The organism is Gemmatimonadaceae bacterium (genome assembly GCA_019637355.1).
In the GTDB taxonomy this organism is placed as follows: Bacteria; Gemmatimonadota; Gemmatimonadetes; order Gemmatimonadales; family Gemmatimonadaceae; genus Pseudogemmatithrix.
In genome coordinates this window covers 497,183-519,418 of record JAHBVT010000001.1, presented here as the reverse complement: position 1 = coordinate 519,418, position 22,236 = coordinate 497,183, and the positions used below count along the sequence as shown (strand labels likewise).

21 protein-coding genes are annotated in these 22,236 nt (G+C 69.2%); 7 read left to right on the top strand and 14 right to left on the bottom strand.

Translation table 11 applies throughout. The annotated features are described in order from the left end of the window. Nucleotides 1–24: 24 nt before the first annotated feature. Both KF689_02305 and KF689_02300 read left to right on the top strand, forming a co-directional pair. Nucleotides 25–1,296, top strand: a complete 1,272-nt coding sequence (locus tag KF689_02305; GenBank protein MBX3132205.1) for an ImmA/IrrE family metallo-endopeptidase — start codon at nucleotides 25–27, stop codon at nucleotides 1,294–1,296. 5 nt (nucleotides 1,297–1,301) lie between these two features. Beyond that, nucleotides 1,302–1,814, top strand: a complete 513-nt coding sequence (locus KF689_02300) for a hypothetical protein (protein MBX3132204.1) — start codon at nucleotides 1,302–1,304, stop codon at nucleotides 1,812–1,814. Between the two features lie 11 nt (nucleotides 1,815–1,825). Here the strand turns inward: KF689_02300 and KF689_02295 are convergent, their stop codons facing one another. Then, on the bottom strand, nucleotides 1,826–3,136 hold the full coding sequence (locus tag KF689_02295) for a sterol desaturase family protein (GenBank protein ID MBX3132203.1): 1,311 nt from the start codon (nucleotides 3,134–3,136) through the stop codon (nucleotides 1,826–1,828). Between the two features lie 25 nt (nucleotides 3,137–3,161). On the opposite strand from KF689_02295, the gene KF689_02290 reads away from it, so the two are divergent. Next, nucleotides 3,162–3,968, top strand: coding sequence for an SDR family oxidoreductase (locus tag KF689_02290; GenBank protein ID MBX3132202.1), 807 nt, complete (start codon nucleotides 3,162–3,164; stop codon nucleotides 3,966–3,968). A gap of 15 nt (nucleotides 3,969–3,983) precedes the next feature. Here KF689_02290 and KF689_02285 read toward each other — a convergent pair whose 3' ends face one another. Next, nucleotides 3,984–5,063 (bottom strand): hypothetical protein, encoded by a 1,080-nt coding sequence (locus KF689_02285; GenBank protein ID MBX3132201.1) that lies wholly within the window; start codon nucleotides 5,061–5,063, stop codon nucleotides 3,984–3,986. A 149-nt stretch (nucleotides 5,064–5,212) separates the two neighbouring features. On the opposite strand from KF689_02285, the gene KF689_02280 reads away from it, so the two are divergent. Continuing rightward, on the top strand, nucleotides 5,213–5,632 hold the full coding sequence (locus tag KF689_02280) for a hypothetical protein (protein MBX3132200.1): 420 nt from the start codon (nucleotides 5,213–5,215) through the stop codon (nucleotides 5,630–5,632). On the opposite strand, the gene KF689_02275 is transcribed toward KF689_02280, so the two are convergent. From KF689_02275 to KF689_02250, 6 genes are read right to left on the bottom strand one after another with little or no spacing between them, the layout of a single operon-like run. Then, complete coding sequence (locus KF689_02275) at nucleotides 5,586–6,821, bottom strand: acyl-CoA dehydrogenase family protein (protein MBX3132199.1); 1,236 nt, start codon at nucleotides 6,819–6,821, stop codon at nucleotides 5,586–5,588. The two genes, KF689_02280 and KF689_02275, sit on opposite strands and share 47 nt — an antisense overlap. 28 nt (nucleotides 6,822–6,849) lie before the next feature. Then, nucleotides 6,850–7,926, bottom strand: coding sequence for a carboxypeptidase regulatory-like domain-containing protein (locus tag KF689_02270; GenBank protein ID MBX3132198.1), 1,077 nt, complete (start codon nucleotides 7,924–7,926; stop codon nucleotides 6,850–6,852). After that, nucleotides 7,926–8,690 carry a SprT-like domain-containing protein gene (locus tag KF689_02265; protein MBX3132197.1) on the bottom strand — a complete coding sequence of 255 codons (765 nt, stop codon included), beginning with the start codon at nucleotides 8,688–8,690 and terminating at the stop codon, nucleotides 7,926–7,928. Before KF689_02265 ends, KF689_02270 begins: the two co-directional genes overlap by 1 nt. Further along, complete coding sequence (locus KF689_02260; GenBank protein MBX3132196.1) at nucleotides 8,687–9,505, bottom strand: metallophosphoesterase; 819 nt, start codon at nucleotides 9,503–9,505, stop codon at nucleotides 8,687–8,689. Before KF689_02260 ends, KF689_02265 begins: the two co-directional genes overlap by 4 nt. Before the next feature lie 7 nt (nucleotides 9,506–9,512). Beyond that, entirely contained in the window at nucleotides 9,513–10,541 is a 1,029-nt protein-coding gene (locus KF689_02255; GenBank protein ID MBX3132195.1) for an NAD-dependent isocitrate dehydrogenase, read from the bottom strand. 15 nt (nucleotides 10,542–10,556) lie between these two features. Then, the gene (locus tag KF689_02250) at nucleotides 10,557–11,147 is read right to left on the bottom strand and encodes a hypothetical protein (GenBank protein ID MBX3132194.1); all 591 of its coding nucleotides are present in this window, start codon (nucleotides 11,145–11,147) and stop codon (nucleotides 10,557–10,559) included. Nucleotides 11,148–11,271: 124 nt separating this feature from the next. On the opposite strand from KF689_02250, the gene KF689_02245 reads away from it, so the two are divergent. The 3 genes from KF689_02245 (at nucleotide 11,272) to KF689_02235 (ending at nucleotide 15,990) form a co-directional block, all read left to right on the top strand. Then, complete coding sequence (locus tag KF689_02245) at nucleotides 11,272–13,344, top strand: carbon starvation protein A (protein ID MBX3132193.1); 2,073 nt, start codon at nucleotides 11,272–11,274, stop codon at nucleotides 13,342–13,344. A gap of 88 nt (nucleotides 13,345–13,432) precedes the next feature. Next, entirely contained in the window at nucleotides 13,433–15,772 is a 2,340-nt protein-coding gene (locus KF689_02240; GenBank protein ID MBX3132192.1) for a S9 family peptidase, read from the top strand. Continuing rightward, complete coding sequence (locus tag KF689_02235) at nucleotides 15,769–15,990, top strand: YbdD/YjiX family protein (protein MBX3132191.1); 222 nt, start codon at nucleotides 15,769–15,771, stop codon at nucleotides 15,988–15,990. The genes KF689_02240 and KF689_02235 overlap by 4 nt, the downstream gene beginning before the upstream one ends. 7 nt (nucleotides 15,991–15,997) lie before the next feature. Here KF689_02235 and KF689_02230 read toward each other — a convergent pair whose 3' ends face one another. The 6 genes from KF689_02230 to KF689_02205 form a co-directional block, all read right to left on the bottom strand. Beyond that, nucleotides 15,998–17,206: a hypothetical protein gene (locus KF689_02230; GenBank protein ID MBX3132190.1), complete on the bottom strand. Its 1,209-nt coding sequence runs from the start codon at nucleotides 17,204–17,206 to the stop codon at nucleotides 15,998–16,000. Next, on the bottom strand, nucleotides 17,206–18,087 hold the full coding sequence (locus tag KF689_02225; protein MBX3132189.1) for an NTP transferase domain-containing protein: 882 nt from the start codon (nucleotides 18,085–18,087) through the stop codon (nucleotides 17,206–17,208). Before KF689_02225 ends, KF689_02230 begins: the two co-directional genes overlap by 1 nt. After that, complete coding sequence (locus KF689_02220; GenBank protein ID MBX3132188.1) at nucleotides 18,051–19,814, bottom strand: Na+:solute symporter; 1,764 nt, start codon at nucleotides 19,812–19,814, stop codon at nucleotides 18,051–18,053. Before KF689_02220 ends, KF689_02225 begins: the two co-directional genes overlap by 37 nt. 40 nt (nucleotides 19,815–19,854) lie before the next feature. After that, the gene (locus KF689_02215) at nucleotides 19,855–21,228 is read right to left on the bottom strand and encodes a Gfo/Idh/MocA family oxidoreductase (protein ID MBX3132187.1); all 1,374 of its coding nucleotides are present in this window, start codon (nucleotides 21,226–21,228) and stop codon (nucleotides 19,855–19,857) included. Nucleotides 21,229–21,316: 88 nt separating this feature from the next. After that, complete coding sequence (locus tag KF689_02210; protein MBX3132186.1) at nucleotides 21,317–21,832, bottom strand: hypothetical protein; 516 nt, start codon at nucleotides 21,830–21,832, stop codon at nucleotides 21,317–21,319. Next, on the bottom strand, nucleotides 21,825–22,223 hold the full coding sequence (locus KF689_02205; protein ID MBX3132185.1) for an XRE family transcriptional regulator: 399 nt from the start codon (nucleotides 22,221–22,223) through the stop codon (nucleotides 21,825–21,827). The genes KF689_02210 and KF689_02205 overlap by 8 nt, the downstream gene beginning before the upstream one ends. Nucleotides 22,224–22,236: the final 13 nt, after the last annotated feature.

The window sequence follows — 22,236 nt, the reverse complement described above, 5'->3', positions numbered from 1 at the left end:
ACAAGAGTCTGATTTTATTATCATATGCTGCAACGATATATGCCCTCCCCAGAATCCCTGCTCGCCTCCCGCATCCGCACCGCCCGCGAATCCGCCAACCTCACCCAGGCGGACCTCGCGGAGGAGCTCGGCATCCCCCGCTCCGCCATTGTCCAGATCGAAGCCGGCAACCGCAAGGTCTCCAGCCTCGAACTCGAACGCATCGCCCGCCTCGTCGGCCGCGACCTGCGCGATTTCCTCCAGCCCACCTTCGACGAGGACGAAGCCCTCAGCGTACTCTTCCGCGCGACCGCACCCTTGGGCAGCGGCGTGCCGCCGCAGGTTCGCGATTGCCTGGCAATCGCCCGAGAACGCCGGAACCTCGAGCGGCTGGCAGGAATCGAACGGACGCGGCGCGGCGTGGCAAACTACGACTTAGGGCAACCGGGCACCCGCTGGGACGCAATCAGCCAAGGCGACCGCATCGCGGAGGAAGAGCGCCAACGGCTCGGCCTAGGTCGCGTACCGGTGCCCGACATCGCGCAGTTGATCGAATCGCAGGGCGTGCCCACGGCGCTGGTCGAACTCGACGATGACATTTCGGGCTTCACGCTGATCGGAAATGCCATCCTCCCGCTCGTCGCCGTCAACCGAGCACATCACGCCAACCGCCAGCGATTCTCCTTCGCCCACGAGTACGCGCACATCCTGCTCGACCACGACACGCCCGGACAGGTCAGCCGACACTCCGAACGCGACAACCTGCGCGAGATGCGCGCGAACGCCTTCGCGGGTGCGTTCTTGTTACCGGAAGAAGGCGTGCGCGAATCGGTCGCCGAGCTCGGCAAGGGCCAGCCCTCCCGCCTCTCGGCGGCGATCTTCGACGGCTCCGATGCATCGGACGCGCTGGTCGCGGAGAGTCGCTCCGAACCCGGCTCGCAAGACATCCAGCTCTACGACGTGATGCAGCTCGCCGAGCGCTTCGGCGTGAGCCCGCTCGCGATGATCTTCCGGCTGAAGCACCTGCGCCTGATCTCCGAACCGGAGATGCAGCGCCTGCGGCAGGAGGACGAGGAACGCCGCATCGAGGACCTACGCATCCTGCTCAAGCTGGAGGATCAGGGAGAGCAACCCGCCAATGCCCCGCCCCCGCCGAACCCACGCTTCGTCGGCCTCGCGCTTGAGGTGTATCGCCGCGAGAAAATCACCCGCCCAAAGCTCGTCGAGTTGCTGGGGATGGCAGGTGTCAGGGAACAGGACATAGACCGCGTAATCGCTACCGCTGGGGTGGAAGACGACGCTCCGCACGGCGTGTGAGTCGCGTGCCCCGCACCGTCGTCCTCTACACGGACGTCCTCACGAACCTCGTGCGCACGGGGCTTTACGCGGCATCCCCGCTCGTGACCGAGCTGAAGTTCGTACTTCCGGAAGCGGTGCTCCATACGATTCGCGATCGCAGCCACTGTGTGGCCATCGAAGGCGCCATTGCGGATGGCAGCTTGCGGCTCGTGCGGGTCGAGCAGCCGGATGCCTTCGCCACCTATGCAGAGCTCAAGGACGAGATGGGGAAGGGTGAAGCCGAGTGCCTGGCGCTTGCCGCAAACGACGCGGAATGGCTGCTCGGCTCCGATCAGCGCCGGCATTTCCGGCGGGTCGCCATCCAGAAGATCGGCACGAGCCGGATCGTGACTACCCCGGGGATTATCCTCCAGATAGTCAGGTGTGGTGTCTTGAGCATTGAGGAAGCTGACCAAGCCAAGGCGATCCTCGAAGCACATCACTTCCCGATGGCATTCGCCAGTTTCCGTGAACTGCTGGACGGGAAAGGTCCGTAAAACACCCTGCCTCACATCAACGGCGCCAACTCCAGCCTGGTCATCTCCCCGCGGTACCGCCGCAACACGGCCAGCGAGGCAACGGCAAACACCACTCCCAAGTACGCCGGCCAGAGTGGCCCGATGCCCAGCACGAGCACCGCGACCGACGCGGCCAGCATCGTCAGCAGCCGCGCCGTCTCCAGGGTCCCCGCCCATCGTGCCCGCTCGAACACGCCGCCGACACCGGTCAGCGTCACCGCCACGAAGAACGCCGCGACCGCCAGGATACCGAGCGGCACGAGCTCCGCGTGGCGCAATACCAGGATGGCGCCCAGCAGCCCGACCACGAACTGCGCAAAGGCGTACCACGCCAGCGGCGCGGGCACCGGCGGGTCGTATTTCACGAAGGTCTCTGTGCTGACCTCCCTTGGACGCTCGATCTCGCCCAGCTCGGGCGGGCGCCAGCCGGGCCGCCCGAACACGATCCGCAGCTTGTCGCGCCAGCGCGACGCCCTCCACGCGTCCTTGGCGATCTGCACGAAGACGTGGACGTTGGCCCAGAGCGGGTTCCAACTGCGCAGCGGCTTCGTGATGCCGTAGACTGGTTCCTCTTCCTCCACCTGGAAGGTCCCGAACCAGCGGTCGAAGGTGATGAAGACGCCAGCGTAGTTCTTGTCTTGGTACTTCGGGTTCACGCCGTGGTGCACGCGGTGGTGCGAGGGCGTGTTCAGGACGTACTCGCCCAGCGGCGACAGGCGCCCGACGGCGCGGGTGTGGATCCAGAACTGGTAGATGAGATTGAGCGCATTGCAGGCGACGAACATCCGCCACGGCACGCCGGCGAAGGCCAGCGGCATATAGAACACCCAGTTCATTAGGCCGTGCAGCGCGCTCTGCCGCAGCGCCACCGGCAGGTTGTACTCCTCGCTGGAGTGGTGCACGACGTGGCCGGCCCAGAGGATGTTGATCTCGTGGGCGAAGCGATGACTCCAGTAGTAGCAGAAGTCCACCAGCACGAACACCGCGGCCCAGCTGAGCAGCGCTGCGGCGTCCACGCCGAACCAGGGAAATGCCTCGGCGGCCGTGATCGGCGCGCGTTCTGGCCATTCGGGGATCGCCGGCAGCCAGCGCTGCACCGCCCAGCGATCGGCGACCCAGATGAAGATTCCGATCGTGAACAGCTTGGTGAAGATGCCCGAGAGTTGACTCAGGATCCCGCAGCTGAGGTCACTGAGGGAGTCGTTCAGGCGCATCACGCGCCGGCCCGACGCCCGGCTCCACAGGAGCTCGGCGGCGATCAGCAGGAAGAACAGGGGGATTGACGCCTTGATGATGCCCATCGCCCGAGAATGATAGATTAGGCCCGTGACCAATACCAATCAGGCTTTCTCCCGCCCCCTCGCCTGCGTCACCGGCGCCTCCGCCGGACTTGGCCGCGAGTTCGCCCTGCAGCTCGCGCAGCGCGGCTTCGACCTGCTCCTCGTCGCGCGCGACCTCGACCGCCTCACGGCGCTGGCCGAGGAACTCTCGCAGCAGCACGGCATCACGGCCACGGCGCACCAAGCCGACCTCTCGCGCGACGAGCCGATGCGCACGCTGGCCGAGAAGCTCAGCAAGGAAGAGCGGCTGATGGTGCTGGTGAACAACGCCGGCTTCGGCACCAAGGGCAAGCTCGCGACGCGCCCGGTGGGCGAGCAGGCGACGATGCTCGAGCTGCACGTGATGGCGCCGATGCTGCTGACGCGCGCCGTCATCCCCAAGATGATCGAACGCCGCGAGGGCTTCGTCATCACCGTGGCGTCGGTGGCGTCGTTCACCGCCAGCCAGGGCAACGTGAACTACTGCGCCACCAAGGCGTATCAGCGCGTGTTTATGGAGGGCCTCGCCCAGGAACTCGCGGGCACCGGCGTGCGCGTGCAGGCGCTGTGCCCGGGCTTCACGCACACCGAGTTCCACGACCGGATGCAGATCGATAAGACCAAGGGCATCCCCAGCTGGGCGTGGCTGAACGCGGATCGCGTCGTGCGTGAGTCGCTGGAGCAGGCCTTTGGTGGCGGGCCGACGGTGGTGATTCCTGGCAAGCGCTACCGCACCGTGGTGTTCGCGCTGCGCCATATGCCGATGTGGCTGCGCGGGCTGATGCAGGAGCGCTACGGGCGGGCGCGGGTGTAGGTCCGCTCGGCAGCGTCAGCGCCAAGCGCACTGTGGCGCGCCTTCCCCCCAGCCGCGCGGCGGCGCGATCCCGATGTACAGCCCGCAGCTGTACCCCGTGGCTGCCACCGTCCCCACGCCCCGCCACGAGCGCGCGTCCGCCTCGATGATGCGCAGCGTCGCGCCCGGCGGCATCTCCAGCATCAGGGAGTCCGTCCGCATCGTATACCGCGCGTGCTGCGCATAGTGCACTTCCTGCGCGACCACCGCGTTGCGCATCGCAGCCGTCAGCGTCGCGCGCTGGCCTGAGTCCGCCGGCGGCGTGGCCACAGCGCCGCGCACAGGCACGATGCCCGCAGGCCGCGCAAAGCCGTACACCATCACGCGCTCGAGGCCGATCGAATCGGCTTGGATGCCGACCACGCGATCGGCGCGGAACTGCGTCGGGCGGAAGCCCGCAGGCAGGTTGAGCGCGCCGACGGCCGTGATGCCATCGTAAGCCCGCCAAGCACGGCGTCCGGCATCCGTGTTCACCCACAGCAGCGAGGTCTCGTCCAGGAACGCGAGGCGCATCGCCGGCAGCGAATCGGCGAGCGTGCGGAGCAACGATGGCGCCCACTCGGGCACGTGGCCCTCACCGAGCACGACGACTCCGGCGTGCGCCCACGCGGCATCGCCGAGCGAATCCGGCAGCGACTCCACGCTCGCGCGACCGACCCGCACCTCCGACCAGCGCCGCTGCGAGGGATCCCACACGGCGACGGCATCGTCGCTGCGGCGCGCCAGGGAGATCTGTCCGGCGAACTCCCCCGGCCCGCGACCGCGGCGTCCGAGCTTCGCCGTCCGCACTCCCTGCGCATCGAAGAGCAGCACCGCCGACGCGCCCGCGTCGGCCACGGCGAGCGTGCCGCTGGGGAGCAGTCGCACGTCGGTGATGCGGCTGAACACCGCCGAGTCGCTGTCCTCCGTGTCGCCGACGGCGAGGAGGGGCGCCTGCGCCAACGCCCACTCCGGTGGGCCGCCGGGAGCACGGTCGCTGACGCTGCAGGCGGCGAGGGCGAGCAGCGTGACAATCAACAGCGCTGGCGCGGACGGGATTCGGACGTGGGGGCGCATATTTCTAGTGTGTTGGTGTTCTGGTACACTACGCAACCACCTGGCTTTCGGCAAGGGAGGGGGTTCCCTCACGTCACGCTGGCGTCCCACCCGACAGCATCGGCGTGGCGACGTCCCCATCGTGTCCGTACCACTGCCCCGAGAGCCCCGTGTCCTACCGCCGCCTCCTCGCCGCCTGGCTCCTCCTCGCCGTGCTGATGCCCCTCAACGGCATCGCGCGGGAACTGGGCCTCAAGCGCCTCCTCGACCACGGCCTCGCCGACGTCCTGAGCGCCATCCTCGGCGTGCTCATCATCCTTATCGTCACCCGAACGATCTTCCGCATCGCGCCAGGCACGCGGCTGCGCCGCTTGTTGGGAATGGGCGCGCTGCTTGCTGCAATGACGATTGCCTTCGAGACGACGATCGGTCGTCTCGAAGGCAAGTCGTGGGAACAGCTGCTCACGAACTACGCGTTCTGGCGCGGGCGGCTGTGGCCTTTCGTGCTGCTCACGCTGGCCGCCACGCCGCTGGTCTGGGGCCTCAGCCCCCGAACGCGTTCATCCCCGTCACCGCCTGACCCAGGATGAGCGAGTGGATGTCGTGCGTGCCCTCGTACGTGTAGACGCTCTCGAGGTTGGCCATATGGCGCATCGACGCGTACTCGGCGACGATGCCGTTGCCGCCGAGCAGACGGCGCGCCTCGCGGGCGATGTCGGTCGCGATGTTCACGTTGTTGCGCTTGGCCAGTGAGACCTGCTGCGGCGTGAACGTCCCGGCGTCCTTCATCCGGCCGAGGTGCAGCGAGACGAGTTGCGCCTTCACGATCTCGGTGAGCATATCGGCCAGGCGCACCTGCTGGATCTGGAAGCCGCCGATCGGCCGGCCGAACATCACGCGCTCCTTGGAGTAGCTGAGCGCCTCCTCGTAGCAGGCGATGGCCGCACCGATCGCGCCCCAGCTGATGCCGAAGCGCGCTTGCGTCAGACACATCAGCGGGCTCTTGAGGCCGCCGCTCTTCGGCAGGATGGCGTCGGACGGCAGGTGCAGGTTGTCGAACACCAACTCGCTGGTGTCGGAGGCGCGCAGCGAGAGCTTGCCCTTCTGACCGTTGGCCTTGAAGCCCTTGCTGTCGGTGGGGACGACGAAGCCGCGGATGCTCTTGCCGGCCTCGTCGCCATCCTCGGTCTTGGCCCACACGATCGCCACGTGCGCCGTGGAGCCGTTGGTGATCCACATCTTGGCGCCGTTGAGGATCCACGAACCGTCCTTCTGCTCCTTGGCGCGCGTGATCATCCCGGCGGGATTCGATCCGTAATCGGGCTCGGTGAGGCCGAAGCAGCCGATCTTCGTGCCCTTGGCCAGTTGGGGCAGCCAGTGCGTCTTCTGCGCCTCGGAGCCGAAGGCATAGATGGGGTACATCACCAGCGAGCTCTGCACCGACGCGAAGGACCGGATGCCGGAATCGCCGCGCTCGAGCTCCTGGTTGATGAGGCCGTAGGCGACGTTGTTGAGTCCGGCGCAGCCGTACTGCTCCGGCAGGTTGGCACCGAGGTAGCCGTTCTCGCCCATCTCGGCGATGAGCTCCTTCGGGAAGCGGCCGTCCACGTAGCACTGCCCGATGATCGGCAGGACCTTCTCGTCCACGAAGGCGCGGACGGAGTCGCGGATGGCGCGCTCTTCTTCGGTCAGCGCGGCATCGATGTTGAACAGGTCGCCGTCGCGGGGCTTGAGCTGGGGCGAGGCGAGGAAGGACTGGGTATCGAGATCGGAGGCCATCGGCGGTCGGGATGAAGGACTCCGAAATCTAACGCCCGGGCACAGGCCGGCGGGCCGCGAGCGCCGCGCCGGCGGAGTCAGCGAAGAGCGTGACGCCGTCCTCGTAGACCCCGAACACGGTCAGGCCCTGGGCGAAGAGGTTGATTCCACCGCGCAGGTTCGGCATCCGGACGACCCACTCACGCAGCAGCCAGTGCCCGCTTGGCAGCACGGCATACTCCAGATGCCCACCGAGCCCGTTCGCCCGATGGTGCGCGGGCACGTTGAGGTAGCTGTACTCGACCGTGCGCAGCAAGAGCTGGTCGCGGTCCACCCAGAAGGTGCCGGTGATGTCGGCGATGCCCGGGCCGGGCCGTCGCTGCGGCACGAAGCGCACGCCGTGCAGGCCCTCGGGCGCGGAATCCGCCGGCACCATCGCGAAGCAGTAGCCGTTCGCGAAGCGCGCGTCGGCGAGGACGTCCGGCGTGGGCGCCTCGTAGTACGAGGTGTCGCGGGTGCGGCGCACGTAGCCGAAACGGAAGATCGAATCCAGCGCCGCCGGCCTCCGCTGCACGCTGCCCGGACTGAGGCGCAGGCTCGAATCGCGGACGACCAGCGCGCCCGACGCTGTCGCCTCCCCCTCGTACTCCACCGCCTCGATGCGCAGCATTGGGTCGCGCTCGGCGAGACTGGCCGACTGAATCGCGACGCGCACCTGTTCAAAGAGCGTCACCCCCGCACCGTCCGCGCGACCGGTGCAGGCCCCACGGGCGTCCACGCGCACCGTCGCGAGCACGACGGTCTGGTCCTGCAGCACGAGGCGCGGCTCAAGCGTGGCCGTGGCCCCCACGAACAGCGCAGGCCATTGCTGCGCACGAAAGCCCGGCCGCAGCACGCGCAGCGTCACGCTGTCCGGCGCGCTCAGGACGATCGCAAAGCGCCCGCGACTGTCCGTGAGGACGCGCTGCGGCGCCCCGCGACCCACGCGCCACTCCACGAGCACCTGCGGTGCCGGCGTCGTCGAGTCTGGCCTCAGCACCGTACCGAGCACGCGCTGTGCAGTGAGCGGCAGCGGCAGGGTGAGGCTCACCAGCAGCACCAACGCGCGTCGCAGCGCGGTCGGCATCAGACGGCCCGCCTGGCCCTCGGCAGCGCCCCGACCTCGCGGCACTTGCGCCGAAAGTCCAGCCCGTGGTCGATGGGCATTCCATTCTCGTGCTGCCACTGATGTACCATCTCGTGCAGCAACGTCTCCACGGCGCTGGCGAAGCCATCGCGCCGGAGGTGCCGCGCGCTGATCGCGATCTCCGGCCCCCCGCCCTGCACGCTCGGCGCGTAATGCCCGAGCCGCCGCAGCATCCGCCGCGACACGCGGATCGGAATGCTCTGGAGCTTGGCGCCGAAGCGTTCGCCGTTGAGCCGCGTGTGCCACTCGGCCAAGCGCTCGGCCGTCGGCTCGTCCTCGGGGTGCGTGCGCTCCGGCGCGCGAGGCGGCTTGGTGTGCAGCGGCAGCGGATGCGCGAGAATGGCCTGTCGCGCGGTCTGGCGCTCCCAAGGCTTCTTGGCCATCACGAAGCGCACGATCTGCGCGTGCAGTTCCGTGGGCGCCGCGCAGAAGCCCTCGTGCAGGCGCAGCTCGTAGCCCTTCAGCGACACGACGACGCTGCGATTGCGCGTGAGCACCAGCGACTTCACGTGGGCCAGGCCCAGTCCGCGCAGGCGGCCGAGCAGGGCGTCAGCGGCTTGCGCCGCCGCTTCGGCGTCCTCGGCGTCCTGCTCGTCGCGTTCGTCGCGCTCGTCGGGATCCGGGACGGACCGCGGCGTGTCCGTCGCATCCGGCGCCGCAGGCGCCGCCACGGCGTCGAGCAAGAAGCCGAGCTGTTCGCTCACCGCGGGAAGACCCGGTCGTTGCGTGGCGTGAACTCACGCATCTCGTCGCTCCAGACGCAGGCGCGCACGACGAGGCGCTTGGGCTCGACCTCGATTTCCTGGAAGGCCGCCGGCAGGCCGCCGCGGGTGCGCTCGCAGAAGCTGGTGCTGTGCGAGACGACCATCTTGCGGCCCATCAGCTCGATGGCCTCGATGCGCGTCTGGTGGTCGTGGCCGTTGAGCACGAGGTCGGCGCCGGTCTCCAGCGCCTCGCCGATGCCGTCGGCCTTGTTGACCAGGCCCCAGCGTCGCGAGAGGTCACCGCGCAGGAGGTTGTGGTGGAACACCAGCACCTTGAGGTCGCCGGCGGGCGCGGCGTCGAACGCAGCCTTGGCCTTGGCCCACTGCGCCGGACGGATGGCACCGACGACGGAGAGGTCGCGCGCGCGCGCCGTGAGCGTGTAGGTGCGCACGCCGTGGCAGGAGTTGAGCCCGACGATGGTCACGCCGGGCAGATGCAGCGTGGGTTCGAGCTCCGGATCGATCCACTTGCGATATCCCGCCAGCAGCGGAGCCTCGACGCCCACGCCCACCGGCTTCCACCACCAGGCCACGTCGTGGTTGCCGGGCACCGTCAGCACCGGCACTTCGGCGCGCATCGCGTCCAGCCACTGCTTGGCGGCGCGGAACTGGCCGCGGAAGTTGCGCTGCGTCAGGTCTCCGGCGACGACGACGGCGTCGTAGCGCCGCCCGGCCACGCGCCGCTGCACGGCGTCCGTGTACGCCTCGACGGCGTGGCGCCCGAAATGGACGTCGGAGACTTGGAGCAGTCGCACCGCGCGCTCAGGCCTTGGCGAGGCGCGCGATCACAGCGTCGGTGTACTCGTCGGTGCTGGCCAAGCCGCCGACGTCGCGCGTGACCGTCTTGCGTTCGCGCAGCACGGCCTCGATGGCCGCGCGGATGCGGTTGGCGCGTGCCCCGTCGCCGACGTGGTCGAGCAACTGGCAGGCGGCGAGCATCACCGCCGTCGGGTTGGCGATGCCCTGCCCCGCGATGTCCGGCGCGGTACCGTGCACGGCCTCGAAGATGCCGCAGTCGTAGCCGATGTTGGCGCCGGGCGTGAGCCCGAGGCCGCCGACGAGGCCGCTGGTGAGATCCGAGAGAATGTCGCCGAAGAGGTTCGTCGTGACGATCACGTCGAACTTCTCGGGGCGCATCACCAGCTCCATCGCGCAGGCGTCGACGATCTTGTCGTCGCAGGCCACGCGGCCCTCGTACTCCTTGGCCACCTCGCGGCCCACCTCGAGGAACAGGCCCTGCGAGTACTTGAGGATGTTGGCCTTGTGCACGATGGTGACCTTCTTGCGCCCGTGCTTCAGCGCGTACTCGAAGGCGTAGCGCACGATGCGCTCGGCGCCGACGCGCGAGATGATGGCCACCGACTGCGCCACCGCGTGCGGGTCGCTGCCGATCTTCACGTAGTTCTCGACGCCGACGTACAGCCCTTCGGTGTTCTCGCGCACGAGGATCACGTCCACGTTGTCGAAGCGCCCGCCGGGCAGCACCGTCTTGGCCGGCCGCAGGTTGGCGTAGAGGTCGAACTCCTTGCGCAGCGCGACGTTGATCGAGCGGAAGCCCTTGCCCACCGGCGTCTCGAGCGGACCCTTGAGCGCGAGCTTGCTGCGCTTGATCGACTCCAGCGTGGCCTCGGGGATCGGATCGCCGTGTTCCTTCACGGCGGCCATCCCGGCGAGTTGCCGGTCCCAGGTGATGTCGGCGCCAGCGGCGGCGAGCAGGCGAACGGTGGCGTCGGTGATGGCGGGACCGATGCCGTCGCCGGGAATGAGCGTGACGTTCAGGGACTTGGACATTGCGAGGGGGGAGGTTTACGGATCGACGACGAGGTCGGCCAGCGACGCGGCCAGTCCGGCCGCGACGTCGCGCGAGGCGTCGGTGAGAAGGTCAGCGGTCCACACGGCGACGCGCATCCGCGTGTCCACGAGCACGAGCCGCAGCACGGCGAAGTCGCCCTCGCCACGCAGCTCGATGGGAATCAGCGCATAGCGCGTATCGCCCAGCGCCGAGACGATGCGAAGATTGTCGGCCACCAGCGGCGGGACGGCCTCGCCGGCGGCCGGTGGCGCGCCACGCCAGCGTCCCGCGCCCAGGGAAGAAGGATCGCTGCGAATGGTCGGGTTTCGCCGCGCGCTGCGCACCACGTCCGCGGCGAAGGCCCATCGATTGCCCATCCCACGCTCCGCGAACACGCGGGCGATGGCCGAATCCACCGCCGCGCGCTGCGCGTCGCCAACGGCGGCGACGCTCCAGCCGATGCTATCGGCGCGCCAGAACTGCACCGGCGTCACCGCCACCCGCTCGGCCGCGAAGGCCTCCAGCGGCCGCGCGCGCGGCGCAGGCGTCTGGGCCCCCAGCAGGACCGGGAGCAGCAGTGAGGCGACGGGGAGGGCGAGCCGCATAGACCGTCAATCTAACGGAAGCGCACCTGCTCCCCAACGCTCAGGCCTCCCCGTGGGCGGTGAAATCCGGTAGGATTGGCGGACCTCGCGACTCGCTCGGGCCTTCCCCCTTCCGTCCCTCCCGATGCCCCGCTGGCTTTCCGCACTCGTCTGGGCCACCGTCTCGCTCGTCGGCGCCGCCGCCTTCGCCTACCTCGGCCTGCGCCGCGGCGAGACCATCTCCGCCGCCTGGCTGCTCACCGCCGCGATCTGCACCTACGCGGTGGGCTACCGCTTCTACTCGAAGATCATCGCCGCGAACATCTTCGCGTTGGACGCTACGCGCGCCACGCCGGCCGAGCGTCTGGCGGACGGCCGCGACTATGTGCCGACCAACCGCTGGATCGTGTTCGGGCATCACTTCGCGGCCATCTCGGGACCGGGGCCGCTGGTGGGGCCCACGCTGGCCGCGCAGTTCGGCTTCCTGCCCGGCGCGCTGTGGATCATCGTCGGCGTGGCCATCGGCGGCGCGGTGCAGGACTTCGTGATCCTCTGCGCGTCGGTGCGCCGCGACGGCAAGTCGCTGGGGCAGATGGCCAAGGAAGAGATCGGCCCGATTGCCGGCTACACGGCCTTGGTGGCGGTGATGGGGATCATGATCATCCTCATCTCCGTGCTGGCGCTGGTGGTGGTCAACGCGCTGCGCGACTCCGCGTGGGCCACAGTGACGGTGGGGCTCACGATTCCCATCGCAATGCTGATGGGCGTGTATATGCGCTACCTGCGTCCCGGTGCCGTGCTGGAGACCAGCATCATCGGCCTCGTGCTGCTCGCGGTGGCGCTGTACGCCGGGCAGTGGGCGGCCGCGCACCCAACCCTGGGCCCGTTGTTCACGCTCGATGCGCGCACGCTGGCCTGGGCGGTGATGGTCTATGGCTTCGCCGCGTCGGTGATGCCGGTGTGGCTGCTCCTCGCCCCGCGCGACTATCTCTCGGCCTTCGTGAAGATCGGCGTCGTGCTCGCGCTCGCGGTGGGCATCCTGCTCGTGCTGCCGCCGCTGCAGATGCCGGCCGTGACGCAGTTCATCGACGGCACCGGTCCGGTGTTCGCCGGCAAGCTCTTCCCCTTCGTGTTCATCACCATCGCCTGCGGTGCGATCTCCGGCTTCCACGCGCTGATCGCCAGCGGCACGACGCCCAAGCTCCTGGAGAACGAGGCCGACGCGCGGATGGTGGGCTACGGCGGGATGCTCACCGAATCGCTGGTCGCGGTGATGGCGCTGATCGCCGCCTGCGTGCTGACGCCGGGCGTGTACTTCGCGATCAACGCGCCGGCCGGCATCATCGGGACGACGGTCGAGGGCGCGGCTGAAGTGATCCGCACCTGGGGCTTCGTGCTCGACCAAGCCGAGTTGACGATGCTCGCCGCGCAGGTGGAAGAAAGTTCTCTGCTCTCCCGCACCGGCGGCGCGCCGTCGCTGGCGGTGGGAATGGCGAAGATCTTCGCTTCCGTGCTCGGCGGCGACACGTCAATGGCGCTGTGGTACCACTTCGCGCTGATGTTCGAGGCGCTGTTCATCCTCACCACGGTGGACGCCGGCACGCGCGTGGGCCGCTTTATGCTGCAGGACCTCGGCAAGCACCTGTGGGAGCCGTTCGGTCGCGTGAGCTGGTATCCCGCGGTGGTGCTCGCCTCGGCGATGGTCTGCGGGATGTGGGGCTGGTTCCTGTATCAGGGCGTCACCGATCCGCTCGGCGGCATCAACTCGCTGTGGCCGCTGTTCGGCATCAGCAACCAGCTGTTGGCGACCGTCGCGCTCTGCGTGGGCACGACGATCATCATCCGGATGGGCAAGGTGCGCTACGTGTTCGTGACGCTCATCCCGATGGTGTGGTTGGTGATCGTGACCGGCACCGCCAGCCTGACGAAGATCTTCGATCCCAATCCGCGCATCGGCTTCCTGAGCCACGCCCAGTGGGTGCGCGACCAGGTGGCGGCGGGCGCCGTGGTGCCCGGGGTGGCTGACGCCGCCGGTGCGGCACGGCTGATCCTCAACGACAACGTCAACACCGCGGTGGCGGCGTTCTTCCTCCTCGCGACCTTCGTGATCATCGCCGACTCCGTGCGCACTTGGTATGGCGTGCTCAGCGGACGCCGGCCCGCCGGGTCGACGGAGACGCCATACGTGCGCTCAGCACGCGTGGTGGCCGGTGCGTAAGCCCTGATGACCTCGCCGCGAATGCACGCCGCGTGACGGCGTGGAGTCGCAGCGAACCGCAGTTCAATCCCTGAATCGGATACCCGAAATGCGTCGTGCTCTCGCCCTTGCACTTGCCCTTGTCCTCGCCGCGCCGCTTGCCGCGCAGCAGCAGTCCGCCTTCGACCTCTCGGTCGCGAACATTATGCGCGGGCCGGAGCTGTACGGCCGCGAACCGGCGCAGGTGCGATGGACGGCCGACGGGCAGTGGGTGTACTTCCGCTGGCTGGAGCCCGGCGCCGCCTGGCACGAGTCGCTGAAGCCCTACCGCATCGCACCGCGCGCCGGCGCCACGCCCGAACTCGTGACCGATGCGCATATGGACTCCGTGCTGCCGCAGCTCGTGACCGGCCCGCGCTCGCGCGACGGCCGCCTCGAGGCCCTCGCCGCCAACGGCGACATCTGGCTGCGCGAGCGCGTGCAGCAGCGCGTCACGCTGCGCCGCGTCACGCAGACGGCGGCCAACGAGAGCGCCCCGCGCATCGCGCCGGATGGCCGCACGCTGTACTTCGTGCGCGAGAACAACGCCTACGCCTTCGACGTCGGCACCGGCCTGACGCGCCAGCTCACCGACCTGCGCGTCGGCAACGCGCCGCGCGACCCCGAGGCCCCGCGCGGGCAGCGGGCGGCGGTGGCCGAGCAGCAGAAGGTGTTGCTCGAGTATGTACGCGACGAGCTGCGCGCGGACTCGCTGCGCCGCGCCGCACAGCGCGAGGCCGAGGGCCGTGCGCTGCCGGTGGTGTGGATTCCGCAGGGCGACCGCATCACGGGTCTGTCGGTGTCGCCGGACGGCCGCAGCGCGTTGGTCTCGACCATCACGCCGGCGCAGGGCACCAAGGGCTCGGACGTCCCCGACTACATCACCGTGGACGGGTATCCGCGAATGATTCCCGGCCGCAGCAAGGTCGGCGACGCGCAGGGCACGCAGAAGGTGGGTCACCTCGACCTCGCTTCCGGCACGATGACCTGGCTCAAGCTCGCGCCGGACACCAGCGCCAAAGTCGGCGGCGTGAACGTCGGCGATTGGAGCGCCGACGGCCGCTTCGCCGTCGTGGCCGTCACCAGTGCCGACTTCAAGCACCGCTGGCTGTACAGCGTCGCCTCCGCCGGCGGCGCGCTGGTGATGGTCGACAACCTGCGCGACGAGGCCTGGGTCAACGGCCCCTGCTTCAACTGCAACGGCTTCACGCCCGACGGCCGCATCTGGTTCGTCTCCGAGCGCACGGGTTACGCGCACCTCTACACCGTGCGGCCCGACGCCAGCGACAAGTCCGCCATCACCAGCGGCCGCTGGGAAGTGCTCAGCGTGGACATCTCCGCCGACGGCCGCAGCTTCGAACTCAGCACCAGCGAGCCGTCGCCGTTCACGCGGCAGGCTTACCGCGTCAGCATCAACGGCGGCGCGCGCACGCGCGTCACCGCCGGCGACGGCGGCCACAGCGTCGTCTACGCACCGGACGGCCAGCGCTACGTGACCGTGTACTCCGATGCCAACACCCCGCCCGAGCTCTACCTCGGCCGCGTCGGCCAGGCCGCGACGACGCGCCTGACCACCAGCACCACCGAGGAGTTCCGTCGCCACGCCTGGATCAAGCCCGAGATCGTGATGGTCCCCGGCGAGGACGGCACGCCAGTGCCGGCGCGCATCTACCGCCCGAGCGACGTCGGCGCGCAGGCCAACGGCGCCGGCGTGATCTTCGTCCACGGCGCGGGCTACCTGCACAACGTGCACAATTGGTGGAGCACGTATTCCCGCGAATATATGTTCCACCACCTGCTCGCCTCGCGCGGCTACACGGTGCTGGACATCGATTACCGCGGCTCGGCGGGCTACGGCCGCGACTGGCGTACCGCGATCTATCGCCATATGGGTGGGTGGGACCTGAACGACCACGTGAGTGGGTCCAAGTACCTCACCGCCAACTTCGGGATCAACCCCGAGCGCATCGGCATCTACGGCGGTTCGTATGGCGGCTTCATCACGCTGATGGCCCTGTTCAACAAGGGCGAGTACTTCGGTGCCGGCGCCGCGCTGCGTTCGGTCACCGACTGGGCGCACTACAACCACGGCTACACCGGGCGCATCCTCAACCTCCCGCAGGACGACACGCTCTCCTACCGCCGCTCGTCGCCGATCTTCTTCGCCGAAGGCCTCAATGACCCGCTGCTGATCGCGCACGGAATGGTCGACACCAACGTGCAGTTCCAGGACGTGGTGCAGCTCGCGCAGCGACTTATCGAGCTGGGCAAAGAAGGCTGGGAGATGGCCGTGTATCCGGTGGAGAACCACGGCTTCGTGCGCCCGAGTTCGTGGACGGACGAGTACCGTCGCATCCTTGAGCTCTTCGAGCGCACGATCGGCCCGAACGGGAGCAAGGCGCGGCCGTGACGGCCCCGTCCCACCCGTCGACGCCGCAGGGCGCTGGGTCCACGTGGATCCAGCGCGCCGCGGCGTTGTTGCGTCGGATCATCGGTGCGCCGGACTACGCGGCCTACGTCGCGCACGTCCGCGCGCATCACCCGGGGCGGGAGCCGCTCTGCGAGCGGGACTTCCTCAGCGAACGGCTCAACGCCAGGTACGAGAAGCCCGGCGCGCGCTGCTGCTAGGCGCGTCTTAGCTCAGCCAGCGGACGCCGTCCGCCGGAGACAGTTGCAGCCAGTCGCTCTTGGCCGCGCGCGCAGGGAACGCCCGCGTGTACGCCTCGCGCCAACGCGCGCGCACGTCGTCGGCCTTGCGCGCATCGCAGATCGCCCACACCGCACCGCCGAAGCCCGCGCCGAACCCCGACGACGCGTGCGCGCCGCTGGCCATCGCGGCGCGCGCCAGGAACGACGTCTCCGGCACCTGGTTGCGCAGCGCCGACTCCGCACCCTGCATCGACTCCACCGCCCAGCGGCCCAGCGCCAGACCATCGGCGGCACTCAGCGCAGCCAGTGCACCCGGCACCACGTGCTCGCTCTCGCGGCGGAACTGTGCGAGGCGCGCCAGCAGCAACGGAGCGTCGCCGCTGCGGTTGGCCAGACGCTCCAGCGCCTCGGCCGCCGTCGGCGACGACGCCAGCGCCGCCGCCAGCGAGCGGTCGCTGCGGCCGGTGGCGCCGTTCCAGGCCTTGAGCAAGCCGTGGATGAGGTCGGCCGCGCGGTTGTAGTCCGCTTGCGCCGCGCCGGTCTTGGTCGCCCGCACGCCGCTCACCGCCACGAGCAGCGCCCACGACGGCGGAAACGTCGCCTCGCCGATGAGCGTGGCGGGGAGATACCCGAACGCACCGACGCGCCCCGCGCGGTTGCAGAGGATCGCCACGTGGTCCTGCGCGCCGCCGCGCGTGCCCACGCCGCGCTCCCCCGCCCACGGCCCAAACGCGCCGCCGGTCTCCACCGCCCCGCAGTACTCCGCCAAGGCGAGGCGGTCCGAGAGATGCTCCACCCACTCCGCGCGTTCGGTGAGCCCGTTCGCCTCAGCCACGGCGAGCGTGAGCATCGTGACGAAGGCGCTGGAACTCGACAGACCCGCCGAGCGCGGGAGGCTGCTCTGCGAAACCACGCGCACACCGCGATGCAGCGGCCCGAAGTCGCGCGCCAGCCGCCGCGCCACCGCGGCGATGTAGGTGCCCCCGTGTGCACCGCCGGGCCGTGCGTCGCGTCGCAAGGGCACGCGGGCGCGGCGGCCGGTCTTCTGGTCCTCGAGGTCGATCACCGGCACGTCCACCGGCTCGACCTCCGCCGTGATGCCCTCGTCGATGGCGCAGGTCATCGACACGCCGCCGCCGTAGTCCACGTGCTTGCCGAAGAGCTCGATGCGCCCCGGCACGAAGAGCCGGCGCATCACGGGCGCGGATGCACGCCGGCGAGGCGCGCCTCCAACGTGGCGACGTCGCGACGCTGCGTGAGGTCCAGCACCGCCTCGGCCCGTTCAATCGCGGCGTAGCGTTCGCCCGCCTGCATCGACGCCCGCACTGCGTCCGCCAACTCGAACTCGCCACGCGGCGACTGCTCGAGGCCGCGGCAGGCGTCGAAGATGCGGTCCGTGAAGCGCCAGAGATTCATCGATACGCGCGGCGAGGCGGCGGCAAGCAGCGGATGTCCAGCGTCCGGCTTCTCGACGATCTCCCGCAGCAACCCCGCGGCATCGCTGTCCACGAGCGCGAAGCGTCGCACGCGTTCCGCCTCGATGCCGCTCTCGCGCACCAGGGCCTCGGCGTCATAGGCCACCAGCGCCGGCCCGTCAGCGTTCACCAGCGCGCGCAGCGCGTCCGCGGAGTAGAGGTTGTCGCCGTTGCACATCAGGAAGTGTCGCCGGCCGTCGGCGTCGGCCGGGGCGCCCAGCGGCGCGCAGACGGCATCGCGTGCGGCAAGCAGCGCGTGGGCCGTACCCAGCGGCTCGTTCTGCACCGCGAAGCGCACACGCAGGCGCGTGGGCGGCAGGTCCACATCATAGCGCTGCCGCAACGGCGAGTCGCCGGGCGGCACGACGAGTACGATGTCGCGCACTCCGGACTCGGTCAAGTTGTGCAGCAGATAGTCCAATAACGGGCGTCCGCCCAGCGGCATCAGCGCCTTATGGCCAGCCTCCGCCGCCTGCGCCTGCTCGGTACTCATCGTCGCGCCATCATCGCGGCGCAGCCGTGTACCGAGCCCGCGGGCCAGAATGACCGCCAACGTCGCGTGCATCAGCCGCTGCGCCGGAACCCCATCACGATCCGCCACGCACAGCTGCCGCAGACGACGAACACCGCCGCCCACAGCGCCGCCAGCGTCGTGTTGCCCGCCAGGAAGGCCCCGACGCCGAACAGCGCGGCGTACACGAAGAGGACGCCGCAGACCCAGCCGCCGAGTGCCTGCGCGAAGGAATCCGGCGACGCCGCCACGCCGACGCGCTCGCGCACCTCGCGCCAGCCCGGGCCCGCCGGCCGCACCAGCAGGTAGAAGCGGTCGAGCACCCCGGCGTCCGTGCGCGGCCCGAAGAACGCCGCGCCCGTCCAGATCACCGTCGTCGCGGCCACCGTGATGAGCAGCACGATGTGCGTCGGCACCTCGAAGCCGAGGCGCCGTGCCACCTCGAAGCCCACCGCGATGCTGAACGACCCCGCCATCGCCGCGACTTCCGCCGCCGCGTTCACGCGCCACCAGTACCAGCGCAGCAGGTACAGCAGGCCCGTGCCCGCGCCGATCGAGAGCAGCAGCGTGAAGCCCGCCCGCGCCGTCTCCAGATAGAACGTCAGCGCCGCCGCCAGCAGCATCAGCGCCGCCGTGACCAGGCGCCCGACTAACACGTAATGCGTCTCGCTGGCGTCGGGCTGCACGAAGCGGCGGTAGAGGTCGTGCACGAGGTAGCTCGTGCCCCAGTTGAGGTGCGTGACGATGGTCGAGACGTAGGCCGAGAGCAGGCCGGCCACCATCAGGCCCAGCCAGCCCACCGGCAGGAAGGTCAGCATCGCCGGGTAGGCGATGTCGTTGCCGATCATCCCGCGGGGTACGTCCGGGAAGGCGCGCGCGATGTCGTCCAGGGACGGGAACACCAGCAGCGAGCTCAGCGCGACGATGATCCAGGGCCAGGTGCGCATCCCGTAATGCGCCACGTTGAAGAACAGCGTGCCGAAGAGCGCATCCTGCTCGCTGCGCGCCGCGAGCATCCGCTGCGCGATGTAGCTGCCGCCGCCCGGCTCGGCGCCCGGGTACCACACCGACCACCACTGCACCGTCAGCGGCAGGATGAACACCGTGAGCGCGACCGTCCAGTCGGAGAAGTCCGGCAGGAACTGCACCGTCTGGGCGGGCAGCTGTGCGAAGAGTCCGGCGAGACCGCCGACCTCTGGCCGCTGCAGCGCGAAGTACGCCGCCGCCACCGAGCCGGCCATCGCGATGCCGAACTGGATGAAGTCCGCGACGAGCACGCCCCAGAGTCCGCTGACCACCGCGAAGGCCACGTTGAGCAGGGCGCAGACCGCCAGGGTCTGCCACATCGGCCAACCGAGGAGGATGGACGCGATCTTGGCCGCCGCGAGGTTCACCGTGGCCATAATGACCACGTTGAAGATCAGGCCGAGGTAGACGGCGCGGAATCCGCGCACGAAGCTCGCGGCGCGGCCCGAGTAGCGGATCTCATAGAACTCGAGGTCCGTCAGCACGCCCGAGCGCCGCCACATCCGCGCGTAGAAGAACACCGTGGCCATTCCGGTGAGCAGGAAGGCCCACCACACCCAGTTGCCGGCGACGCCACCGCCACGGACGAGGTCTGTGACCAGGTTCGGTGTGTCGGTCGAGAATGTCGTCGCGACCATCGAGACGCCGATCAGCCACCACGGCGCCGCGCGCCCGCTGGTGAAGAACTCGCTGGTGCTGCTCCCGGCGCGGCGGGCCAACAGCAGCGCCGGCACGAAGGCGACGGTCAGGGAAAGGGCGACGATCGTCCAGTCCAGGGAAGTCAGGCGCATTTGTGAAGGGACGGATGACGGATGACGGATGCCTCGTGGACTACGCCCTGCCCTTCTCCCATTCGCCACGCGTGAAGTCCGGGAACTTCATCGGCTGGGAGCCCTGCGCCACGCTCATCTGCGAGAGCGGCAGCGGCGCGCTCCAGGCGGCCGCGTCATACACATCGAAGTCCGGCACCAGGCCCTCGCGCAAGCATTGGACGAGCCGCCACATCATCACGAAGTCCATCCCGCCGTGGCCGCCCTTGTTGCGAGCCATCTCGCCGATGTTCGTCCACAACGGGTCTTCGTGCGTGCGCTTGTATTCGTCGATCGCCGCCCAGCGATGGGACTGGCCGCGCCCTTCTATATAGATGCGCGCCGGGTAGTCCTCGAAGCAGCCCTTGGTGCCGGCCACGTGGTTGAGCCGCGAATAGGGCCGCGGGCTGGAGACATCGTGCTGCAGCAGGATCGTGCGGCCGCGCTTGGTGCGGATCAGCGAGGTGTTGAGGTCGCCCGTAACGTAGCGCTCGCGCCACTTGGGATCGCTACGGTCGCTGACCGTCGCCTCGCGGTGCAGCGTGAGGCCGCGCTCCTCCGTGCTCATCGAGACCAGGTAGTCGAAGGCATCGCCGCGATGGATGTCCATATACCAGGCCACCGGCCCCAGCCCGTGCGTCGGGTAGAGGTTGCCGTCGATCTTCGTGTGCCAGTCGCGGCGCCAGAGGCCCTCGTCGCGGGTCTCGAAGAGGATCGTGCGCAGGTCGTGGATGTAGGCCGCCGCGCCGTGCTGGATCTCGCCGAACACGCCGTCGTGCACGAGGCGGTTCACCAGCATCTCGTTGTAGCCGTAGTTGCAGTTCTCCAACTGCAGGCAGTGGCGCCGCGAGCGCTCGCTCTCGTCCACCAGCGACCACAGGTCCTGCAGCGTGATTCCGGTGGGGCACTCGGTCCCGCAGTGCTTGCCGGCGCGCATCGCGGCCAGCATCACCGGCGTGTGCCATTCCCAGGGCGTGGCCGTGTAGACGAAGTCGATGTCGTCGCGCTGCACGAGGCGTTCGTAATCGCGCTCGCCATTCGTGTACATCGCTGGCTCCGGACGTCCGGCGTCGGTACACATCTTCACGGCGCGTGCGGCCTTCTCGGGCACGATATCGGCGAGAGCAACGACCTGCACGCCGTCGATCGCCAGTAGTTCGGAGAGGATCGAGCGCCCGCGCAGCCCCGTGCCCACGATCGCGAAGCGCACCGTGGCGCGCGGCTCGAAGGGCACGCCTTTCATCGTCGCCACGCCACGCGCCCGCGGCGGCGCGGACTGCGGGGCGCGGACCGCGTCAATCGACTCGGCGATCGCCGGGAGCGGAGTGAGGGCGGATGCGGCGGCGAGTCCTGCGCCTGCAGCCAGCGCCTGCTTCAGCAGGTCGCGGCGATCCATCGCGTCGGTCACGTGCGCTCCGGAGATTTCGGTGGGGTCCTGACCCGGTGAATCTGGTACCGACGGAGGTCGAGGGGAACCCGACCCGTCAGCCCTGCCGGGCGTCGCGTTCGATCATCGCGCGGATAACGGCCGCATCGTCCTGATCCTTGGGACGGTTCGCCGCTTCCTTCATCTTGAGCAGTGCAGGCAGCGATGCCGCCCAGAGCGTGGTGCCGTAGGCCGGATACTCGATGGCATCCTCCATCAGGCCGGCGTAGCCGGAGCTCCCGACAGGCTTGAACAGCACATCCACGCGACCGGCGTCTGTGGTCAGGTTCCACACCTCAGCCCGCGCGAGCATCGGCGCGGAGCAATCGAAGGGAAGCCCCTCTGGCAGGTCCTGCGTGTACACCTTCGCATTGAGCTCGCGGAGGGCGGCGGCGAGGCGCTCTAGGTTGGGACGATCCAGCGCGGGGGTGATATCTGCATCCGCCGTGAGTCGTGGCAGTCCAGCCAAGCGACCCGCCAGGGCCCCAACCAAGACATAGTCCACTTGATGGCGAGTCAGCGCCTCGGCCAACACCCCTGGCCTGAACCGACGGAAGACCGGCGGCTCAAACACGTCGCGTCTCCGCCAAGAACGCCGAGAGCTCAGCGGCCTCTTCGAGGCGGTCCTCTGGCGTGAGGCGACGCACGCGTTCGATCTCGGCGATCCAGTCAGGGGGCAGTGTATTGCCCCACGCGGGCCGGCGCTCCGCGACCTTTCGCAGCGGAACTCGCGACACGTACGTCTCGTCAGCATCGAGCAGCGGAACCGCACCGTCCGTGAATTTCGCAGTCACCTCGAGCGTCCCGCCGAGCGCCGCGATATAGTCGCGCAACGCTCGCACCGACACGTCCGCGCGGCGCTCGAGCTTTGACACGGCGGGCTGGGTCAACCGCATCGCAGCGGCTACGCTGGCCTGTGTCACGGCGCGCGCTTCACGGAGCAATTGAAGTGGCTTGAGCGACATAACTGATTGGAAT

What these genes read in the sequence shown, in the direction of transcription:
- KF689_02305 (MBX3132205.1), top strand. Translation starts at nt 25, where the DNA reads ATGCTGCAACGATATATGCCCTCCCCAGAATCCCTGCTCGCCTCCCGC.
- KF689_02295 (MBX3132203.1), bottom strand. Translation starts at nt 3,136, where the DNA reads ATGGGCATCATCAAGGCGTCAATCCCCCTGTTCTTCCTGCTGATCGCC.
- KF689_02285 (MBX3132201.1), bottom strand. Translation starts at nt 5,063, where the DNA reads ATGCGCCCCCACGTCCGAATCCCGTCCGCGCCAGCGCTGTTGATTGTC.
- KF689_02275 (MBX3132199.1), bottom strand. Translation starts at nt 6,821, where the DNA reads ATGGCCTCCGATCTCGATACCCAGTCCTTCCTCGCCTCGCCCCAGCTC.
- KF689_02270 (MBX3132198.1), bottom strand. Translation starts at nt 7,926, where the DNA reads ATGCCGACCGCGCTGCGACGCGCGTTGGTGCTGCTGGTGAGCCTCACC.
- KF689_02255 (MBX3132195.1), bottom strand. Translation starts at nt 10,541, where the DNA reads ATGTCCAAGTCCCTGAACGTCACGCTCATTCCCGGCGACGGCATCGGT.
- KF689_02250 (MBX3132194.1), bottom strand. Translation starts at nt 11,147, where the DNA reads ATGCGGCTCGCCCTCCCCGTCGCCTCACTGCTGCTCCCGGTCCTGCTG.
- KF689_02245 (MBX3132193.1), top strand. Translation starts at nt 11,272, where the DNA reads ATGCCCCGCTGGCTTTCCGCACTCGTCTGGGCCACCGTCTCGCTCGTC.
- KF689_02240 (MBX3132192.1), top strand. Translation starts at nt 13,433, where the DNA reads ATGCGTCGTGCTCTCGCCCTTGCACTTGCCCTTGTCCTCGCCGCGCCG.
- KF689_02230 (MBX3132190.1), bottom strand. Translation starts at nt 17,206, where the DNA reads ATGCGCCGGCTCTTCGTGCCGGGGCGCATCGAGCTCTTCGGCAAGCAC.
- KF689_02220 (MBX3132188.1), bottom strand. Translation starts at nt 19,814, where the DNA reads ATGCGCCTGACTTCCCTGGACTGGACGATCGTCGCCCTTTCCCTGACC.
- KF689_02215 (MBX3132187.1), bottom strand. Translation starts at nt 21,228, where the DNA reads ATGGATCGCCGCGACCTGCTGAAGCAGGCGCTGGCTGCAGGCGCAGGA.
- KF689_02205 (MBX3132185.1), bottom strand. Translation starts at nt 22,223, where the DNA reads ATGTCGCTCAAGCCACTTCAATTGCTCCGTGAAGCGCGCGCCGTGACA.